Here is a 16752-nt window from a genome sequence, read left to right on the forward strand (position 1 = left end):
TGTGATGAGCCGTAAAGTTGCCTTGATTACCGGTGCCGCCAGCGGCATCGGCCAAGCCCTCGCCGTGGCGTATGCACGCAGCGGCGTGGCGGTGGTGGGCGGGTATTACCCGGCCGACCCGCATGACCCGCACACCACCGTGGCCTTGGTGGAAGAGGCGGGCGGCGAGTGCCTGATGTTGCCGCTGGACGTCGGCAACAGCGCCTCGGTGGACGCGCTGGCCGAACAGGCCGTGCAGCATTTCGGCCGCCTCGATTATGCGGTGGCCAACGCGGGTTTATTGCGCCGCGCACCGCTGCTGGAAATGACCGATGAGCTGTGGGACGAGATGCTCAATGTCGACCTCACGGGGGTGATGCGCACCTTCCGCGCAGCGACGCGGCATATGAACGAAGGCGGCGCATTGGTGGCGATTTCGTCGATTGCCGGTGGCGTGTACGGCTGGCAGGAGCACAGCCACTACGCGGCGGCCAAGGCCGGCGTGCCGGGGCTGTGCCGGTCGTTGGCAGTGGAGTTGGCGCCGTTGGGGATTCGTTGCAATGCGGTGATCCCGGGATTGATCGAGACGCCGCAGTCGTTGGATGCGAAGAATTCGTTGGGGCCGGAAGGCTTGGCGAAGGCTGCGCGGGCGATTCCGTTGGGCCGGGTAGGGCGGGCCGATGAAGTGGCGTCGCTGGTGCAGTTTTTGACCAGTGAGGCGTCGAGTTATCTGACCGGGCAGAGCATCGTTATCGACGGTGGCTTAACTGTGCGCTGGCCCGACTGACTGCATCCAATCCAAATGTGGGAGCGGGCTTGCTCGCGAATGCGTCGTGTCAGTCGATGCATTTGTCACTGACCCACCGTATTCGCGAGCAAGCCCGCTCCCACATTGGAACTGTGTTTGTCCAAGGAGACTTGTATGTCCCAACTCGTTAACCGTCGTGCCGTCATCACCGGCGCCGGCAGCGGCATCGGTGCTGCCATCGCCCGTGTCTATGCCGCCGAAGGCGCGCGCCTGCTGTTGGCCGACCGCAATGCCGCCAGCCTTGCCGAAACCGCCATCACCTGCCGCAACCTCGGCGCCGAGGTGTTTGAATGCCTGGCGGATGTCGGCACGGTCGAAGGCGCCCAGGCCAGTGTCGACCGCTGCGTCGAGCATTTTGGCGGCATCGATATTCTGGTCAACAACGCCGGCATGCTCACCCAGGCGCGTTGCGTCGACCTGTCCATCGAGATGTGGAACGACATGCTGCGCGTCGACCTCACCAGCGTATTCGTCGCCAGCCAGCGCGCCTTGCCGCACATGCTGGCGCAGCGCTGGGGGCGGATCATCAATGTCGCCTCGCAACTGGGCATCAAGGGCGGCGCCGAGCTGACCCATTACGCTGCGGCCAAGGCCGGGGTGATTGGCTTCACCAAGTCGCTGGCACTGGAAGTGGCCAAGGACAATGTACTGGTCAACGCCATCGCGCCGGGCCCTATCGAAACGCCGCTGGTGGGCGGCATCAGCGAGGACTGGAAACGTGCCAAGGCCGCCGAGTTGCCCTTGGGCCGCTTCGGCCTGGCCGATGAGGTGGCGCCCACCGCCGTGCTGCTCGCCAGTGAACCGGGTGGCAACTTGTTCGTCGGCCAGACCCTGGGCCCGAACTCCGGCGATGTCATGCCATGAGTGAGGTGTAGCCATGTGCGGACTCTGCGGTTTGCTCGGCGAAGACCTGCACTGGAGCGACCCCTTGGGCGATGAACTGCCCCGGCGCCGCGAACGTCTGCGCCGGATCGCGGCGATCAACCAGGTACTGGCGGTGTTCCGGCTCAAGGTCGAGGACTTTCAAGGCGCGTCTTATCTGCTGTTGGGCGCCACCGGCAAGCAGGCATTGGCGAGCGGTTTGGATCAACTCTGGCTGGAGGCTGAAAGCATGCTCGGCCGCCCGCTGGACCCACTCGATCCGCGCTTGCTCGATCACTTGGAGTCATCATGAGTATTGCCCTCAACGTCATCACCGGCTTCCTTGGCAGCGGCAAAACCACCTTGCTCAAGCGCCTGCTGCAAGGCGAAAGCCTCGGCGACACCGCGCTGCTGATCAACGAGTTCGGCGATGTCGGCATTGACCATCTGCTGGTGGAGGAGGTCGCACCGGACACGGTGTTGCTGCCCAGCGGCTGCGTGTGCTGCTCGATTCGTGGCGAGTTGAAAGATGCGCTGCTGGGCTTGTTGCAACGTCGTGAGCGCGGTGAAATCCCGGCGTTCAAACGCGTGATCCTGGAAACCACCGGCCTTGCCGACCCGGCGCCGATCCTCGCCACCTTGAACAACGATGTGCAACTGCGCGGACGCTTTCACATTGGCCTAGTGATTACCCTGGTCGACGCCAGCCACGCCGATCTACAGGAGCGCCTGCACCCGGAATGGCTGGCCCAGGTTGCTGCGGCCGATCGGCTGTTGCTCAGCAAGACGGACCTCGCCGGCGACTGTGATTCACTGCGCACGCATTTGCAGGCGCTGAATGCCGGCACACCGATCCTCAATACCCAAGATATTCACAGCGGCGACCAACTGCTGCTTGGCGAAGGTTTGCGCAGCGCCGAGCCTGCCGTTGAAGTCAGCCGCTGGCAATTGCATCAAACCACCACAGCGACCCACGGCGCCGCGCAAGTGTGCTGCCTGACTTTCGAACAGCCGCTGGACTGGGTCGGCTTCGGGGTCTGGTTGTCGATGCTGTTAAGATGCCACGGCGAACGAATCCTTCGCGTCAAAGGACTGCTCAACGTGAACGCAAGCCTGGCCCCCATCGTCATTCATGGCGTGCAGCACTGCCTGCATGCCCCGGTGCACTTGCCCGCGTGGCCGGGCACCGACCGCCAGTCGCGGCTGGTGTTTATCCTGCGTGGCCTCGACCCGGCGCTGCTGCGGCGCTCTTTCGAGGTGTTCTCCCGGCGGTTCGCCGCATGATCACATTGCGCGTGCTGGGTACGTCCGTGACCTTGCTGGAATGTTTGCGCGTGCGCGCTGAGCAAGAATTGGGGATTCGCCTGGTGTATCAGGTGCACGATGTGGCGCAGGCCCAGCGCATCGCCGTGATGCAGCCGGAAAGCTACGACCTGTATGACCAGTGGTTCCACAACGTTGACTTCGTGTGGCCGGCGCGGGCGATCCAGCCCATCGACACGCGGCGCATTGCGCTGTGGCACGAGATCAACGACCTGCCCAAACGCGGGCGGCTGTCGGCCAACGACCGGCTGGGCAGCGGCAGTGTGCCCAGCGAGCGCTTGTTTGTGCAGCACGACGGCAGCCTCGGCAGCACGGTGACCGAGCGCATCAGCATGTTGCCGCTGACCCACAATGCCGACAGTTTTGCCTACCGCCCCGAGCGGTTGCCCGAAGGCTTCAGCCACGGCAATGAAAGCTGGGGCTGGCTGCTCGACCCGGCATGGCGCGCGCGCACCGCGCTGCAAAGTGATGCCGCAATTGGTGCACTGGATGCTGCGCTGGCGGTGCAGGGCGCGGGGCTGGCGCAGTTCGGGGACGTCGGCAATATGAGCATCGAAGAAATCGACGTGCTCGCCGACATTCTGGTACGCAAGCAAAAGGAAGGGCACTTTGCGGCGTTCTGGTCGGATGATGAAGAGGCGGCGCAGTTGATGCTCAGCCCGAGCATTGATATCCAGAGTTTGTGGTCGCCGACCTTGATGCGCTTGCACCGGGCCGGGGTGAAGTACCGGCTGGCGGTGCCCCGCGAAGGCTATCGCGCGTGGTTTGGTGGCTTGTCATTGTCGCGCCATGCCCAGGGGCCGGTGTTGGATGCGGCGTATGCCTATCTGAATTGGTGGTTGTCGGGGTGGCCGGGGGCGGTGATGGCGCGCCAGGGCTATTACATCGGCAACCCGGCGCGTACGCGGGATCATTTGAGCGGTGCCGAGTGGGATTATTGGTATGCGGGGTTGCCTGCTCGGGAAGAGTTGCTTGGCAGCGATGGGCTACCGTTGATTGATATCGGTGATGTGCGCGATGGGGGCTCGTATGAGCAGCGCATGGGCAACATCGCCGTATGGAATTCGGTCATGGACGAGCACAATTACCTGGTGCGGCGCTGGGGGGATTTCATGCGGGCTCGCAGTACTTGATCGAGTAAACCTGGGGGCGCGACGGACGCGGCGGCGTCTGTCGTGCCCGCCGGTAATAGCGGCAGTGTTACGGCGAACCGAGGGGCGAGCAGGGTGTTGTTGCCCGCACGTTATGCCAGCCACACGTTAGAAAGTCACGGCACAGGTCGACCACGAGCGCGCTGTCCCGGGCATTGACAGTCGAATCCCCGTTTACATCCTCATTGATGGCGACATACCGGCCGGCAACGTCATTCAGAAAGACACAGGCGGCGGCCCGCACCAGGGTCTCGTCGCTCGGCGCGCCTTCTCCTTGATGAAACCTCAGCCGGACCAGATCCGGCTTGCCATCCAGGTCGAGGTCTTCGGTATAGATTTCCAGGTAACGGTCGAAGGGGCGATCAACCTTCCACCACTTGAACTGCAGAAACCTCCTCGCCAGTGACCGCGCCAAATCGCCATCGACCTTATCGTTGACTCCGCTGCCGTTGATGTCGTCAGCCAGCACCCACTTCAGGCTGCCACGGTCTTGTTCCGCTGTGTTCATGACCAACGCCTCAGCGACCGCCTTGGGGTTCACGCCATCATAAAACTCCAGGTAAACGGCATCGATAACGTCATTGTCGTAGTCATCCTGAGCCGTGATCTTCAAATAACGCATGGCAACTTCCTTGAAAAAAAGAGCGTCGATGTTTTCACTCCCTCAGTGAGGACGCCATGGACGCCATCAGACGCAAAGTGTGGGAAAGCCGCAGTTGATAAGTGTGACGTTTCGAGCATCAGTCATTTCCTGGTCGTCAATAATATGACGTTATGACTGCAGTATTTACTGGGTTTACTTATCCCCGCTCCCAGCTAATCTGCTAACACCAATAACGCAATAAGAATGGATGTTTTTTTGACGCCAGGTGGCAGCCGCCGGGAATGCGTATGAAAAAGGGACGAGTCGGCAAAGAACGGCGAACGCTGCCAGAGGGCACGGCCATGAAGTGGCGCCACACCTTCCAAACCCGTATTGCCGGGGTGTTGGCGCTGTTGCTGCTGGTGGTCGTGGCCGCCACTTACTTTGCCGTCCAGGCTGCCACCACGCGTGCCGTGGAAAACCAGGCCCAGGTGCAACTCACCACCGGCAGCCAAGTGTTCGAACGCTTATTGGACCTGCGTGGGCGTCGCCTGCAATACGGCTTGGATTGGCTGACTGCCGATGGCCCCTTCAAACAGGCGGTGATCGAGGGCAAGGATGAATCGATTCTGACCGCGCTGCGTCGGCATGGCACCGGCCTGCAAGGCAGCGAAGTATTTGTGCTGGGCCTGGATGGCAAGGTGATGGTCAGCACCTTGCCCGTGCTGACACACGGCCAACCGTTTCCCTATGAGGTTGCCTTGCGCCATGCGCGACGCAGTGGCCAGCAAATGCTCATTGTCGCCCTGGACGGCCAGCCCTATTTGCTGGTGCAGAATGACGTGCTCGACCCGGAGCCTATCGCCCGTGTGGTCATGGGTTTCCCGATGGACAAACTGTTCGCCAACGAACTGCGTTCCATGAGCAACCTCGAGGTGTCGTTTCTCAGCGTGCAGGACGGCCGCGTCGGCGAGCTGTTCAGCACCCAGCCCGAGGCGTATGGGGTCTCGATTATCGAAACACTGCACCAGGCGCACCTCAACCCTGGAGCGCAGATCACGCTGTTCCACGGGCAACGCGTGCTCAGCCAGGTATTGCCGCTGGCCAACACCGGCGATGGCGATGAGGTGCGCGTGTTGCTGCAAAGCCCGCTCGACCACGCGCTGGAATCCTTTGCGCCGTTGGACCGGCAGTTTCTCGGGATTGCCCTGGCGGTGCTGCTGGTGTCGCTGGCGGGCGCGTTGTTCCTGGCGCGGCGCGTCTCGCGTCCGCTGAATGCCTTGGTCGAAGCCGCCGAGCGAATTGGCGCCGGTGACTATCACACGCCGGTGCGAGTCCGCAGCCACGATGAGTTCGGCTTGTTGGCCCGAGCGTTCAATGCCATGCAAAGCGGGATCGCCATGCGCGAGCGGCAATTGGCCCATAACGCTTTGCATGACCCGCTCACCGGTTTGCCCAACCGCGCCCTGGCCATGGAGCGCCTGGGCAGTGCGATCAGTGCGCGCAGGCCGGTGGTGTTGCTGTACCTGGGGATTGAAAACTACCGGGTGATCAACGAAGGCTTTGGCCCTCAGGGCGTCGAGCAAATGCTGCGCGAAGCCAGTCGATGCTTGTCCATGAGCCTGTTGGCCAGCGACACCGCAGCGCGCATCGCCGGCAGTGAGTTTCTGCTGTTGCTGGAAAACACCGAGATCGACCGCGCCGTGGCCCGCGCCGACCGTCTTTACGGGCTGCTCACCGAACCCCAGCGCATCGGCAACGACGAAGTGCGCCATGAGGTCAGTATCGGCATTGCCGCCTATCCTGCCGATGGCCAGCAGGTCGAAGAGCTGATCAGCCGCGCGGCGATTGCCCGGCATGATGCGGCGAGCCTGCCCGGGCATTTGCAGATCTACCAGCAGGACCGCGACCTGGCGCACCAGCGCCAGATCACCCTGATCCGCGACTTGCGCCGTGCGGTGGTCGAGGGCGAATTGTTCCTGTGCTATCAGCCCAAACTCGACCTCAACCACGGCCATGTACGCCAGGCCGAAGCCTTGCTGCGCTGGCAGCATTCGACCCTGGGCCAGGTGTCACCTGCCGAGTTCATCCCCTTGGCCGAGCGCACCGGCAGCATGAGTGGCCTGACGCTGTGGGTGATCGAAGAAGCCATCCGCCAGATCGCCGACTGGGCGCAGCGCGGCTTGCACATGCAGCTCTCGGTGAACATTTCGGTGGATGACCTGGCCGATGATGACCTGGCCATTCGCGTCACCGCGTTGCTCATGCAATACCATGTCTCGGCCGAGCAGCTGCTTTTCGAAATCACCGAAAGCGCGATCATGCACAACCCGCAGCAGGCGCTGAGTGTGCTGGAGCAACTGCGCGCCTGCGGCATCAGCCTGTCGGTGGACGACTTCGGCACCGGCTATTCATCGCTGGCGCAACTGCAGCGGTTGCCGGTGCAGGAGTTGAAGATCGACCAGTCCTTCATCCGCAACCTCGACAGCGCCAGCGGCGACGGCGTGATCGTGCGGTCGACCATCGAAATGAGCCACAACCTGGGGCTTAAAGTGGTGGCGGAGGGCGTGGAGTTTGAGCCCAGCCTGAAGCTGCTCAAACAGTGGAAGTGCGACACGGCCCAGGGACACCTGATCAGCCGGCCGTTGAATGCCGCGGCGTTCGAGCGGTGGATGCGGCGTGAGCGGGTTGCCTTGTAAATCCATTCTCCTGAACACCCCTAACCCCTGTGGGAGCGGGCTTGCCCGCGATGGCGGTGTGGCAGTCAAACAATCTGTTTCTGTTGCACCGCCATCGCAGGCAAGCCAGCTCCCACATTGGGTAAATGTGAGGCACAAAAAAAAAAGCGGCTACCCATCAGGTAGCCGCCTTTGTTTTACCGCCGGTTAACACTTAGTCCGGCAGCTTGAACGCCATCACATAGTCACCCTGCTTGGTGCCCAGCGAGCCGTGACCGCCGGCCATGACCAGCACGTACTGCTTGCCGTCCTTGCCGGTGTAGGTCATCGGTGTGGTTTGCGCGCCTGCAGGCAGGCGGCCTTCCCACAACTGCTTGCCGTTTTTCACGTCATAGGCGCGCAGGTACTGGTCGAGGGTGCCGCTGAGGAAGGCCACGCCACCGGCGGTGGTGAATGTACCGCCCAGGCTAGGCACGCCCATGGTCAGCGGGATTGGAACCGGCGAGCTGTCGCGCACGGTACCGTTCTTGTGCATCCAGATGGTCTGGTGGTTGGTCAGGTCGACTGCGGCCACATAACCCCACGCCGGTGCCTGGCACGGCAGGCCCAGAGGCGACAGCAGCGCTTCGAGGATCACGCCGTACGGCGCGCCTTTGTTTGGCTGCACGCCTTCGGTTTCGCTGACACGTGGGCCTTGTTTGGCGATGTCGGCGGCCGGGATCAGTTTCGATTTGAACGCCATGTAGCTCGGGTTCACGAAAGCAATCTGGCGCACTGGGTCGACGGAAATGCCACCCCAGTCGAACACGCCGAAGTTACCTGGGTAAACGATCGAACCTTGCAGCGATGGCGGGGTGAACGGACCGTCGTAGCGCATGGATTTGAAATCGATCCGGCACAGCATCTGGTCGAACGGGGTCACGCCCCACATGTCGCGTTCTTTCAACGGCGGCGGCATGAAGTTCAGGTCGGACTTCGGTTGGGTTGGCGAGGTGTGATCACCGGCCACTGCGCCTTGTGGTACAGGGATTTCGTTGATCGGCACCACCGGCTTGCCGTTGCTGCGGTCCAGCACGTAGATGCTGCCTTGCTTGGTCGAAGCCATTACCGCTTGCTTGACGCCGTCCGCGGTCTTGATGTCGATCAGCGAAGGCTGGCCGCCCACGTCCATGTCCCACAGGTCATGGTGAGTGAACTGGAAGGTCCACTTCACGTGGCCGCTGTCGATGTCCAGGGCAGTGAGGCCGGCGCTGTATTTTTCCGAGTCTTCGGTACGGTCGCCGCCGTATTGGTCGGGCATCTGGTTGCCCATCGGCAGGTAGAGCATGCCGAGTTTTTCATCGACGCTGAACATGGACCACATGTTCGGCGAGTTGCGGGTGTAGGTCTTGCCCTCGGCCAACGGGGTAGTGTCGTCCGGGTTGCCGCTGTCCCAGTTCCACACCAGTTTGCCGGTGTGCACGTCGAACGCGCGGATCACGCCGCTAGGCTCGTCGGTGGAAACGTTGTCGGTGACGTGACCGCCGATCACGACCAGGTTCTTGGTCACGGCCGGTGGCGAGGTGGAGTAGTAACCGCCTGGGGCGAAGCTGCCGATGTTGGCACGCAGGTCGACCTGGCCTTTGTCACCGAAGTCTTCGCACATCTTGCCGGTGTCGGCGTTCAGGGCGATCAGACGGGTGTCGGCAGTCGGTACGAAAATGCGTTTCGGGCAAACGGCACTGACCGGAGCAGCGCTGGCGCTGCCGGTTGGGCTCTGCTCGGAAGCGTACACGGCGTCATCGTGATACGACACGCCACGGCAGGTCATGTGCGCCCAACCTTTGAAGTTCGCGGCACCTTCGGTGCTGATCTTCGGGTCGAAACGCCAGATTTCCTTGCCGGTGTCCGGGTCCAGGGCAATCACTTGGCTGTGCGGCGTGCACACGTAGAGAATGCCGTTGACTTTCAGCGGGGTGTTTTCCGCGGTGGTTTCACCGGGATCGCCTGGGCCAGGAATGTCTCCCGTGCGGAAGGTCCACGCCGGCACCAGCTTGTGGGCGTTTTCCGGGGTGATCTGCGCCAGCGGCGAGTAACGATCACCGAAAGCCGAACGGCCGTAGGAATTCCAGTCGCCATCGGCCTGGGTCGGCGCGGCGCTGGCCATGCCAGGTACGGCGTCGCGGTCCAATTGGCCGGTCTTGACCATCTCACCCGGGTTGGTGAATTGGCTGGCCAGGGCCGCAGCACCGGCGAGCACCACGGCCACGCTCAGGGCGCCAGTGCCCAGCGGCGCGGGTTGGCCACGCAGCAACGGACGGCGAAACCACGGCAGCAACAGGACGATGCCCAAGGCGAACAGCAGGGCCAGGCGCGGCACCAGCTGCCACCAATCCAGGCCGACTTCCCACAGTGCCCACACGGTGCTGGCGAACAACACCAGTGCGTAGAGGCCCAGTGCAGCGCGGCGGGTGGCCAGCAGCAAAACGCCGGTGAGGGCGATGCCGATACCGGCCAGCAGGTAGTACAGCGACCCGCCGAGCATGCTCAGCTTGACGCCGCCGGCCAGCAAGGCCAGCCCCATGATCGCCAGCAAGACGCCTAGCAGCCTGGGCAGCAGGCGGCTTGGGCTTGAAGCACCATCAGTGCTCATAGTGTGTTTCTCCGTGACGTTGGAATTATGTAACCCCGTGCTTCACTGTAGATGACGATTCGGCGCGGGCTTGGTTCAGCGTTATTTGGGTTTTTCTGGGGAAACTGGGGTTATCCACCGGCGGGCGATTTATTCCCAGGCGCAGGTCGGTGTAAGACAGCGCTGTCTTTGAAGAGAGGTACGTTTGGCAAGATGGGATCGACCGCGGGCGTGAAACGTTTCAGTTTGTTGCGGCAAGGATAAAGCGCTGATGCGCCAAGAGAAAGCGCAAATCGCAAGATGCATCATTTCAGATTTGGTAACAGTGACAGAACGTCGCGCGACAGATCGTTCCCACGCTTTGCGTGGGAACGCCTTTTGTGACGCTCTGCGTCACGGTTTACAGGGCGGACGCGGAGCGTCCAGGGCGGCATTCCCACGCGGAGCGTGGGAACGATCAGCTTGTCAGCTCCCTCAGAGTTAGAAGGTGGTGCGCACACCGAATTGCACACTGCGCCCCGGTGCCGGGGCGATATCGCGCAGGATCGAGCTGGCATATCGCACGGTTTGGTTGGTCAGGTTTTCGCCATTGACGAATGCCAGCCACTGGCTGCCGCCGACATTGAAACGGTAACCCGCGCTGGCGCCCAAGGTGGTGTAGCCATCGGTGCCGCTTTCGTTATCCGGCACACGCCCTTGGCCCGCCGCGTGTTCCACATCGATCCGCGCCTGCCAGCGGTCCAGTTCCCAGAGCAAACCGCTGTTCAAACGCAGCGGTGCGATGCGTGGCAAGGCTTCGCCGGTATCCAGATTGGTAGCGCGGGTGTAGTCGCCCGACAGCTCCAGGGCGAACTTGCCGTAGGCGCCTTCGCCCAGCTTCCAGTGATCCTGGGCTTCAAAACCTGCGAAACGTGCGCGCACGCCGGAGTAGGTGTACTCGGGGATGCCGCCTGCGTCCTCTTCACCTTCATCGTTGAGCGTACGACCGGTGCCCAACAAGCCGATGTAATTGGAGAAGCGGCTGTAGAACACGCCGAAGCTGCCCTTGTGGGTGCCATTGTCAAAACGCAACGCCAGGTCGCTGGACACGGCTTTTTCTTTCTTCAGCTTGGCGTCGCCCAGCTCGTAAGTGCCGGTGGCCACGTGGGCGCCGTTGGCATATAGCTCGTAGAAGGTCGGTGCGCGCTCGGTGTAGCCCAGGGTTGCGGCCAGCGACCAGATAGGCGTGAGGGTGTACACCGCGCCCGACGACAGGCTGCCGGCGGTGAAATCGTTGGTTTTGTCGGCATTCGCAAAACGCGCGTTGCCCTTGGCGTCCGGGTCGACACTCGTATGTTCCAGGCGCCCGCCGAGGCTGAGCTTCAGGCGTTCGGTGGCCTGCATTTCCTCGAGGATAAACAGCGCGCCGGCGTTGGTGTCGGTCTGCGGCACGAAGGCTTCTTCACCCAGGGCCGAAAACTCGTTGCGGGTCACCTGCGCGCCGACCACGCCGTCGAACGGGCCGATGGGCTGGTGGCGCGCTTCAACACGCGCCTCGTAACCCTTGTTCTTGAACACCGTGCCGGTTTCGCCGCCTTCAATTTCGCGGTGCTCGTAGTCGGTGTAGCCCGCGTCGAGTTTCACCGAGGTAAACGGGCCTTGCAGGTTGCGGATCTCGGACGCAAAGGCGTAGTGATCCTGCTTCATGCGGATGCGCACATCCTGCTCGGCGGGTGAACCGTAATTGGCGTCGTAGTTGCTGTAGGACAACCCGGCGTAACCGTCGTCCCAGGTGTAGGAACCGCCGACGGCGCCGCCGTCCTGGCGCCCGTCGCTATTGCCCAGGCGGCCATTCTTGCCGGGGCCGTCTTCGGTGGCGGGGGCGTGGCGGCTGCGTGCAAAGCCTGGGATTTTCAGGTCATTGAATTCCCGCGCATTCGCGTCCAGGTGCAAGGCGAAGGTGCCGTTGCCGGCTTCCAGTTTGCCGGCGCTGCTGCGGGTGGTGTCGGCGCCGCCGTAGCGCAATTCACCGGCACCGTGAATGCCTTCGATGGCTTCGGTGGGGATGCGGTTATCAAACGTGTTGACCACGCCGCCGATGGCGCTGCCGCCATACAACAAGGCAGCCGGGCCACGCACGATTTCAACGCGCTCGACATTGACCGGGTCCAGCGGCACCGCGTGGTCGTAGGACAGCGACGACGCATCCAGTGCGCCCACACCGTTGCGCAGGATGCGAATGCGGTCGCCATCCTGGCCACGAATAATGGGCCGGCTGGCACCCGGGCCGAAGTACGACGACGACACACCCGGCTGCTTGTTCAGGGTTTCGCCGAGGCTGCCTTTTTGTTGCAGCGTGAGGTCATCGCCTTCCAGCACGGTCGTCGGCGAGGCGAGTTGTTCACTGCCCAGCGGGTTGCCGGTGATGACTTGGGGTTGCAGCTCAAGGGCGTGGGCTTCGGAGCAGATCAGCAAGACGGCGGCGAGCGGGGTCAAGCGCCACAGAGAAGAAAGGGACATCGGGACATTCCTTGGCAAAACGGCAGAAAAAAGAGAAGGCTTAAAACGGTATCGAGAACGTTACTTTTGATAAGTATCGTTACAATATAACATCTCTTTTTATCCGTGAAGGGGAACTTTCTACTGCTGGTCGTTCCCACGCTCTGCGTGGGCATGCATTCCGTGACGCTTATTTCGAAGCGGGACGCAGAGCGTCCCAGGCAGCATTCCTACGCGGAGCGTAGGAACGATCATGCGTCTACAGTGAATGCAGTGCTTCCACCGGTACGCCCCGTCGGCTAAGGTGCGCGGCTGTGTTTCCTCTTTTTGCAAAAGGCCTGGCATGACCGCGACAAGCAATGACCCACTCCACGGCGTGACCCTGCAGCACGTCCTCACCACCCTGGTGGAACACTACGAATGGAGCGGGCTGGCCGAGCGTATTGATGTGCGCTGTTTCAAGAGCGACCCGAGCATCAAGTCGAGCCTCACGTTCCTGCGCAAAACCCCCTGGGCGCGTGAGAAAGTCGAAGGCTTGTACGTAAAGTTGATGCGCACCAAACGCCCGCTGGATTGAACCCGTGAAGCGTTTTATCGCCACGGCGGCGCTGGCCGGCTGGGTCGGGCTGGCAATTCAGCAATACCTGATTTTCTATTCGCGCTGGGAAGCGGGCGCCAGCCTGCTGGGCGGGCTGATCAACTTTTTCAGTTTCTTCACTGTGCTGACCAACACCCTCGTCGTGGTGGTGTTGAGCTATGCGCTGGTCAATCGGGAGTGTGCCGCGAAGCGGTTTTTTCTCGCGCCTCACATCAGCAGTGGCATTGCCGCGAGCATCATCGTGGTGAGCCTCGCCTACAACCTGCTGCTGCGGCATTTGTGGAGCCCCACCGGCTTTCAATTTATCGCCGACGAATTGCTCCACGACGTGATGCCAGTGCTGTTTGTGGTGTACTGGTGGCGCTGCGTGCCCAAGGGTTTTTTGCGTTTCAAGCACATTGGCGGCTGGGTGATCTACCCGCTGGTGTACTTCGCTTATGTGCTGCTGCGCGGGCATTTGCTCGGGCAGTATCAGTACCCGTTCATTGACGTGGACGCCCTCGGTTATCCACAAGTGTTTGTGAATGCCGGGGGGATTTTGGCGGGGTTCATCGTGATTGCATTGGCAGTAGTAGGGCTGGATAAAATCTTGAAGCCAACCCGACATTAAATGTGGGAGCAAGCTTGTGTGGGCGCTGGCTTGCCTGCGATAGCATCAACTCGGTGTACCAGATAAACCGAGTTGCTGGCATCGCAGGCAAGCCCGGCTCCCACAGTTGATTTGAGTCCGGCTTTACTCTTCTTCGCTGCCTTGCACACGCCAATAGCCCACGGCCTTGAGGAATTCTTCATTGACCTGATGGGTGTCCAGCAGCAGACGGCGCACCTGGCGCGACAGCTTGGTTTCAGTCGCCACAAAGCTGTACAGCGAGCCACCAGGCAGCGTCAGGTTGCGCACGGTTTCGAGCAGGTCATCCTGGCCGCGTATCACCCAAATCATTTGCACATTCGCAGCACTTTGCAGCGCTTGCTGTTCCGCCGCATTGGCGATCTCAATCACCGCCAGCACCGTGCGGCCTGCCGGCAGTTCTTCAAGGCGCCGCGCGATGGCGGGCAGGGCGGTTTCATCGCCGATCAGCAAATAGCTGTCGAAGATATCCGGCACGATCATCGAGCCCCGTGGCCCGCCGATATACAGCTGCTGGCCGACCTGCGCCTGCTCGGCCCAGGTGGACGCGGGGCCATCGCCGTGCAGCACGAAGTCGATATCCAGCTCACCGATGGTCAGGTCGAAACGCCGCGGCGTGTAGTCACGCATGGCCGGCTGTGGGCCGTCGCCCTTGATGCTGAATGTCGGGCTTTGCAGTGCGGCCAATTCGGCGGCGTTCTGCGGGAACAGCAACTTGATGTGGTCGTCGCTGCCCAGGCTGACAAAACCCGCCAGCTCAGGCCCGCCCAAGGTGATGCGGCGCATGCGCGGGGTGATGTCGACGACGCGCAGAACATCCAGGCGGCGACGTTTGATTTCGTGGGTAACGCGATGGATAACTTGAGTATTCATTGGTCCTTCCCGTCGGCAATGGCTTGAGCGGTGCGATTGAGCAGCGCCGCGACACGAACGATTTCTTCCGGGCTCCAGCGCCCGTGATGCGAATGCAAGGCATGGCGCAGGTTATGCACCGCCTCGTGAATTTCCGGTGGGCGGTCCTGGCCCCGCAGCGAGCGCTTGCTGACGTCGATGCGCATGCGTACGCCGTCCAGGGCAACTGCCTGCTCGCTTAAGAAGAGACGACCGGCGTCGGTGATTGTGTAGCGTTTTTTTCCGCCGTCGGCGTCGCCCTGGATCAAGTCGCTTTCTTCCAGAAAGGTCAGGGTCGGGTAGATGACGCCGGGGCTTGGCGTGTAGGCGCCGTCGAACAGGCCTTCGATCCGGCGAATCAGGTCATAACCATGGCACGGCTGTTCGGCGATCAAGGCCGGCAGCAGCAGTTTCAAATCGCCGGGTGCAAATACCCGGGGGCCGCGACCGCGGCCGGCGCGGGGGTCAAAACCGTCGCGCTGGTGAGGATGGTCTCGCATGATGGGAGCCTCTGTGTGTGTCTAGATATAACGTAAGATATATCTTGTGACCGGCGCAACCACCCCCGACGGACGGTCTGCCAGCGACCGCTGGTTCTTTAGTTACTTAGTTTATAAAACCATGTAAAGGCTATTGTTTTTTGAAGTCTGTCATCCCATTCTTACGGACGGTTATGGGGGTAAACCGTTCTCATTGGGCTCGATGTAGTCTGTTTCTTACAGTCCATATTAAAGTTTTGGCAAATTGCCATAATTTTCGTATATGTGTTGCTGTCACCCAGCTACGTGATTAAGGGAAACGGACGGCTTACATAATCAATCTTGAAGTGGAAACTTGCCTGGCTTCGAACGGAGCCTGATTTGCAATACAACTAATTGGAAAACAGGTGTCGCGTTTATCACGTGATGCCACTACCAGTTAAGTGCAATTCAGGGGCTACCCCGTGCTTCGCTTGCTTAATAAGTCCTACGCACCGCTGCGGCAGGGTTTTTTATGACATTTATCAATGTGTGAGTATCTGCAAATGAAAACCAAGATGAAAACTGCGCTGTTGTCCATCGGTCTGCTGGTGGGTTCGATTTCCGTGGCTCAGGCGTCGGAGGGGACGATTACGTTTTTGGGCTCGGTTCACTCGGGGGCGTGCTCCATCAAGCCTGAATCCGTAGACCAGTCCATTCACCTGGGGGCAATTGCCAAGCATCAGTTGCAAACCGGCGGCAAGTCCGAAGCCCGTAGTGTGAAGATCGAACTTGAAGGTTGCGATTTGACCGGCCTCACCGATAACACCGTCACCACCACCTTTACCGGCGCCCCCTCCAGCACTGTTCCAGGTGCAATCGGCACCATCGGTGGCGCGGGCAACGTCGGCGTCATGATGACCCATGGCAGCAAACCCATCGTGCTGGGCACGCCGACCACCCCACAAGCCATTTCCGTGGGTAGAAACACCCTGGAATTCGGGGCTTATGTGCAAGGCGCAGCGACCGGTGACATTGTCCCGGGCGATTTCAGCGCGGTAACCAATTTCACCTTGGCTTATCAGTAAGTTTTTCCCCCGCCACTGCGCGTGGCGGGGGAATGCTGGCGGGAGATTAAGGTGAACACATTCATACGTCTCGCTATTGCCTCTTCATTGACCCTGTTCATCAGCCCTTACGTATTCGCGCAGGCGTCTTCGCAAGGCGATGGCGTGGTCACGCTGGGTGGAGAGGTCGTTGACTCAGCCTGCGGGCTGGAAGCAGTCAGTGCCGACCAGACCATCGAGATGGACCCCGAACCCATTGGCCGGTTGTTGCGCCACACGATAGGGCGACCGCAGCCCTTTCAGTTGCGCCTGGTCAATTGCACGTTGAGCCGCCCCGACCCGTCGCGCCCAGGTGCAAGCCTGCCGGACTGGGAGCATCTGCGGGTGACATTCGATGGCCCAAGCGACATGGACGGGCGCACGTTTGCGCTCTTTGGCAGTTCGGAGGGCGTGGCGCTGCATATCCAGGATGCCGCGGGCGAAGAGAGTGTTCCGGGTGTGCCGATGGCGTTGCGCCCACTGGTGGAAGGCGACATGACACTCCACTACACGCTGCGCCTGGTGGGCAACGGATGGCCGCTGGCGGCGGGACCACACAGTGCCGCAGTGCGTTTCAAGTTGGAATACTTTTGAACATT

15 protein-coding genes are annotated in these 16752 nt (G+C 61.3%); 10 read left to right on the forward strand and 5 right to left on the reverse strand.

Annotated features, from left to right (window positions below; all coding sequences use genetic code 11):
- The first annotated feature begins 4 nt into the window (after window positions 1–4).
- From PspR76_RS06355 to PspR76_RS06375, 5 genes are all read left to right on the forward strand, one after another.
- Entirely contained in the window at window positions 5–766 is a 762-nt protein-coding gene (locus tag PspR76_RS06355) for an SDR family NAD(P)-dependent oxidoreductase (protein WP_159954433.1), read from the forward strand.
- Between the two features lie 135 nt (window positions 767–901).
- On the forward strand, window positions 902–1651 hold the full coding sequence (locus PspR76_RS06360) for an SDR family NAD(P)-dependent oxidoreductase (protein WP_159954434.1): 750 nt from the start codon (window positions 902–904) through the stop codon (window positions 1649–1651).
- A 13-nt stretch (window positions 1652–1664) separates the two neighbouring features.
- Window positions 1665–1961, forward strand: coding sequence for a hypothetical protein (locus PspR76_RS06365; protein WP_159954435.1), 297 nt, complete (start codon window positions 1665–1667; stop codon window positions 1959–1961).
- Window positions 1958–2932: a CobW family GTP-binding protein gene (locus PspR76_RS06370; RefSeq protein ID WP_159954436.1), complete on the forward strand. Its 975-nt coding sequence runs from the start codon at window positions 1958–1960 to the stop codon at window positions 2930–2932. Before PspR76_RS06365 ends, PspR76_RS06370 begins: the two co-directional genes overlap by 4 nt.
- Entirely contained in the window at window positions 2929–4104 is a 1176-nt protein-coding gene (locus PspR76_RS06375) for an ABC transporter substrate-binding protein (RefSeq protein ID WP_159954437.1), read from the forward strand. Before PspR76_RS06370 ends, PspR76_RS06375 begins: the two co-directional genes overlap by 4 nt.
- A 67-nt stretch (window positions 4105–4171) precedes the next feature.
- On the opposite strand, the gene PspR76_RS06380 is transcribed toward PspR76_RS06375, so the two are convergent.
- The gene (locus tag PspR76_RS06380; RefSeq protein ID WP_159954438.1) at window positions 4172–4744 is read right to left on the reverse strand and encodes a hypothetical protein; all 573 of its coding nucleotides are present in this window, start codon (window positions 4742–4744) and stop codon (window positions 4172–4174) included.
- A 323-nt stretch (window positions 4745–5067) separates the two neighbouring features.
- On the opposite strand from PspR76_RS06380, the gene PspR76_RS06385 reads away from it, so the two are divergent.
- Entirely contained in the window at window positions 5068–7404 is a 2337-nt protein-coding gene (locus PspR76_RS06385; protein WP_159961347.1) for a putative bifunctional diguanylate cyclase/phosphodiesterase, read from the forward strand.
- A 193-nt stretch (window positions 7405–7597) separates the two neighbouring features.
- Here PspR76_RS06385 and PspR76_RS06390 read toward each other — a convergent pair whose 3' ends face one another.
- Both PspR76_RS06390 and PspR76_RS06395 read right to left on the reverse strand, forming a co-directional pair.
- The gene (locus tag PspR76_RS06390) at window positions 7598–10015 is read right to left on the reverse strand and encodes a glucose/quinate/shikimate family membrane-bound PQQ-dependent dehydrogenase (protein ID WP_159954439.1); all 2418 of its coding nucleotides are present in this window, start codon (window positions 10013–10015) and stop codon (window positions 7598–7600) included.
- Between the two features lie 459 nt (window positions 10016–10474).
- A complete protein-coding gene (locus PspR76_RS06395; RefSeq protein WP_159954440.1) occupies window positions 10475–12493 on the reverse strand; it encodes a TonB-dependent receptor in 2019 nt (672 codons plus the stop codon).
- 322 nt (window positions 12494–12815) lie between these two features.
- Here PspR76_RS06395 and PspR76_RS06400 point away from each other — a divergent pair, with 322 nt between their 5' ends.
- Window positions 12816–13049 carry a VF530 family DNA-binding protein gene (locus PspR76_RS06400; protein ID WP_010212838.1) on the forward strand — a complete coding sequence of 78 codons (234 nt, stop codon included), beginning with the start codon at window positions 12816–12818 and terminating at the stop codon, window positions 13047–13049.
- A 4-nt stretch (window positions 13050–13053) separates the two neighbouring features.
- A complete protein-coding gene (locus tag PspR76_RS06405; RefSeq protein WP_159954441.1) occupies window positions 13054–13680 on the forward strand; it encodes a Pr6Pr family membrane protein in 627 nt (208 codons plus the stop codon).
- Between the two features lie 123 nt (window positions 13681–13803).
- On the opposite strand, the gene PspR76_RS06410 is transcribed toward PspR76_RS06405, so the two are convergent.
- Window positions 13804–14571, reverse strand: coding sequence for a siderophore-interacting protein (locus PspR76_RS06410; protein WP_159954442.1), 768 nt, complete (start codon window positions 14569–14571; stop codon window positions 13804–13806).
- The gene (locus tag PspR76_RS06415) at window positions 14568–15089 is read right to left on the reverse strand and encodes a PadR family transcriptional regulator (protein WP_159954443.1); all 522 of its coding nucleotides are present in this window, start codon (window positions 15087–15089) and stop codon (window positions 14568–14570) included. Before PspR76_RS06415 ends, PspR76_RS06410 begins: the two co-directional genes overlap by 4 nt.
- 536 nt (window positions 15090–15625) lie before the next feature.
- Here PspR76_RS06415 and PspR76_RS06420 point away from each other — a divergent pair.
- Both PspR76_RS06420 and PspR76_RS06425 read left to right on the forward strand, forming a co-directional pair.
- Complete coding sequence (locus PspR76_RS06420) at window positions 15626–16135, forward strand: fimbrial protein (protein WP_159954444.1); 510 nt, start codon at window positions 15626–15628, stop codon at window positions 16133–16135.
- Between the two features lie 51 nt (window positions 16136–16186).
- The gene (locus PspR76_RS06425; protein ID WP_159954445.1) at window positions 16187–16747 is read left to right on the forward strand and encodes a fimbrial protein; all 561 of its coding nucleotides are present in this window, start codon (window positions 16187–16189) and stop codon (window positions 16745–16747) included.
- Window positions 16748–16752 lie beyond the last annotated feature (5 nt).

The sequence above is a fragment of the Pseudomonas sp. R76 genome (genome assembly GCF_009834565.1).
Lineage (GTDB): Bacteria > Pseudomonadota > Gammaproteobacteria > Pseudomonadales > Pseudomonadaceae > Aquipseudomonas.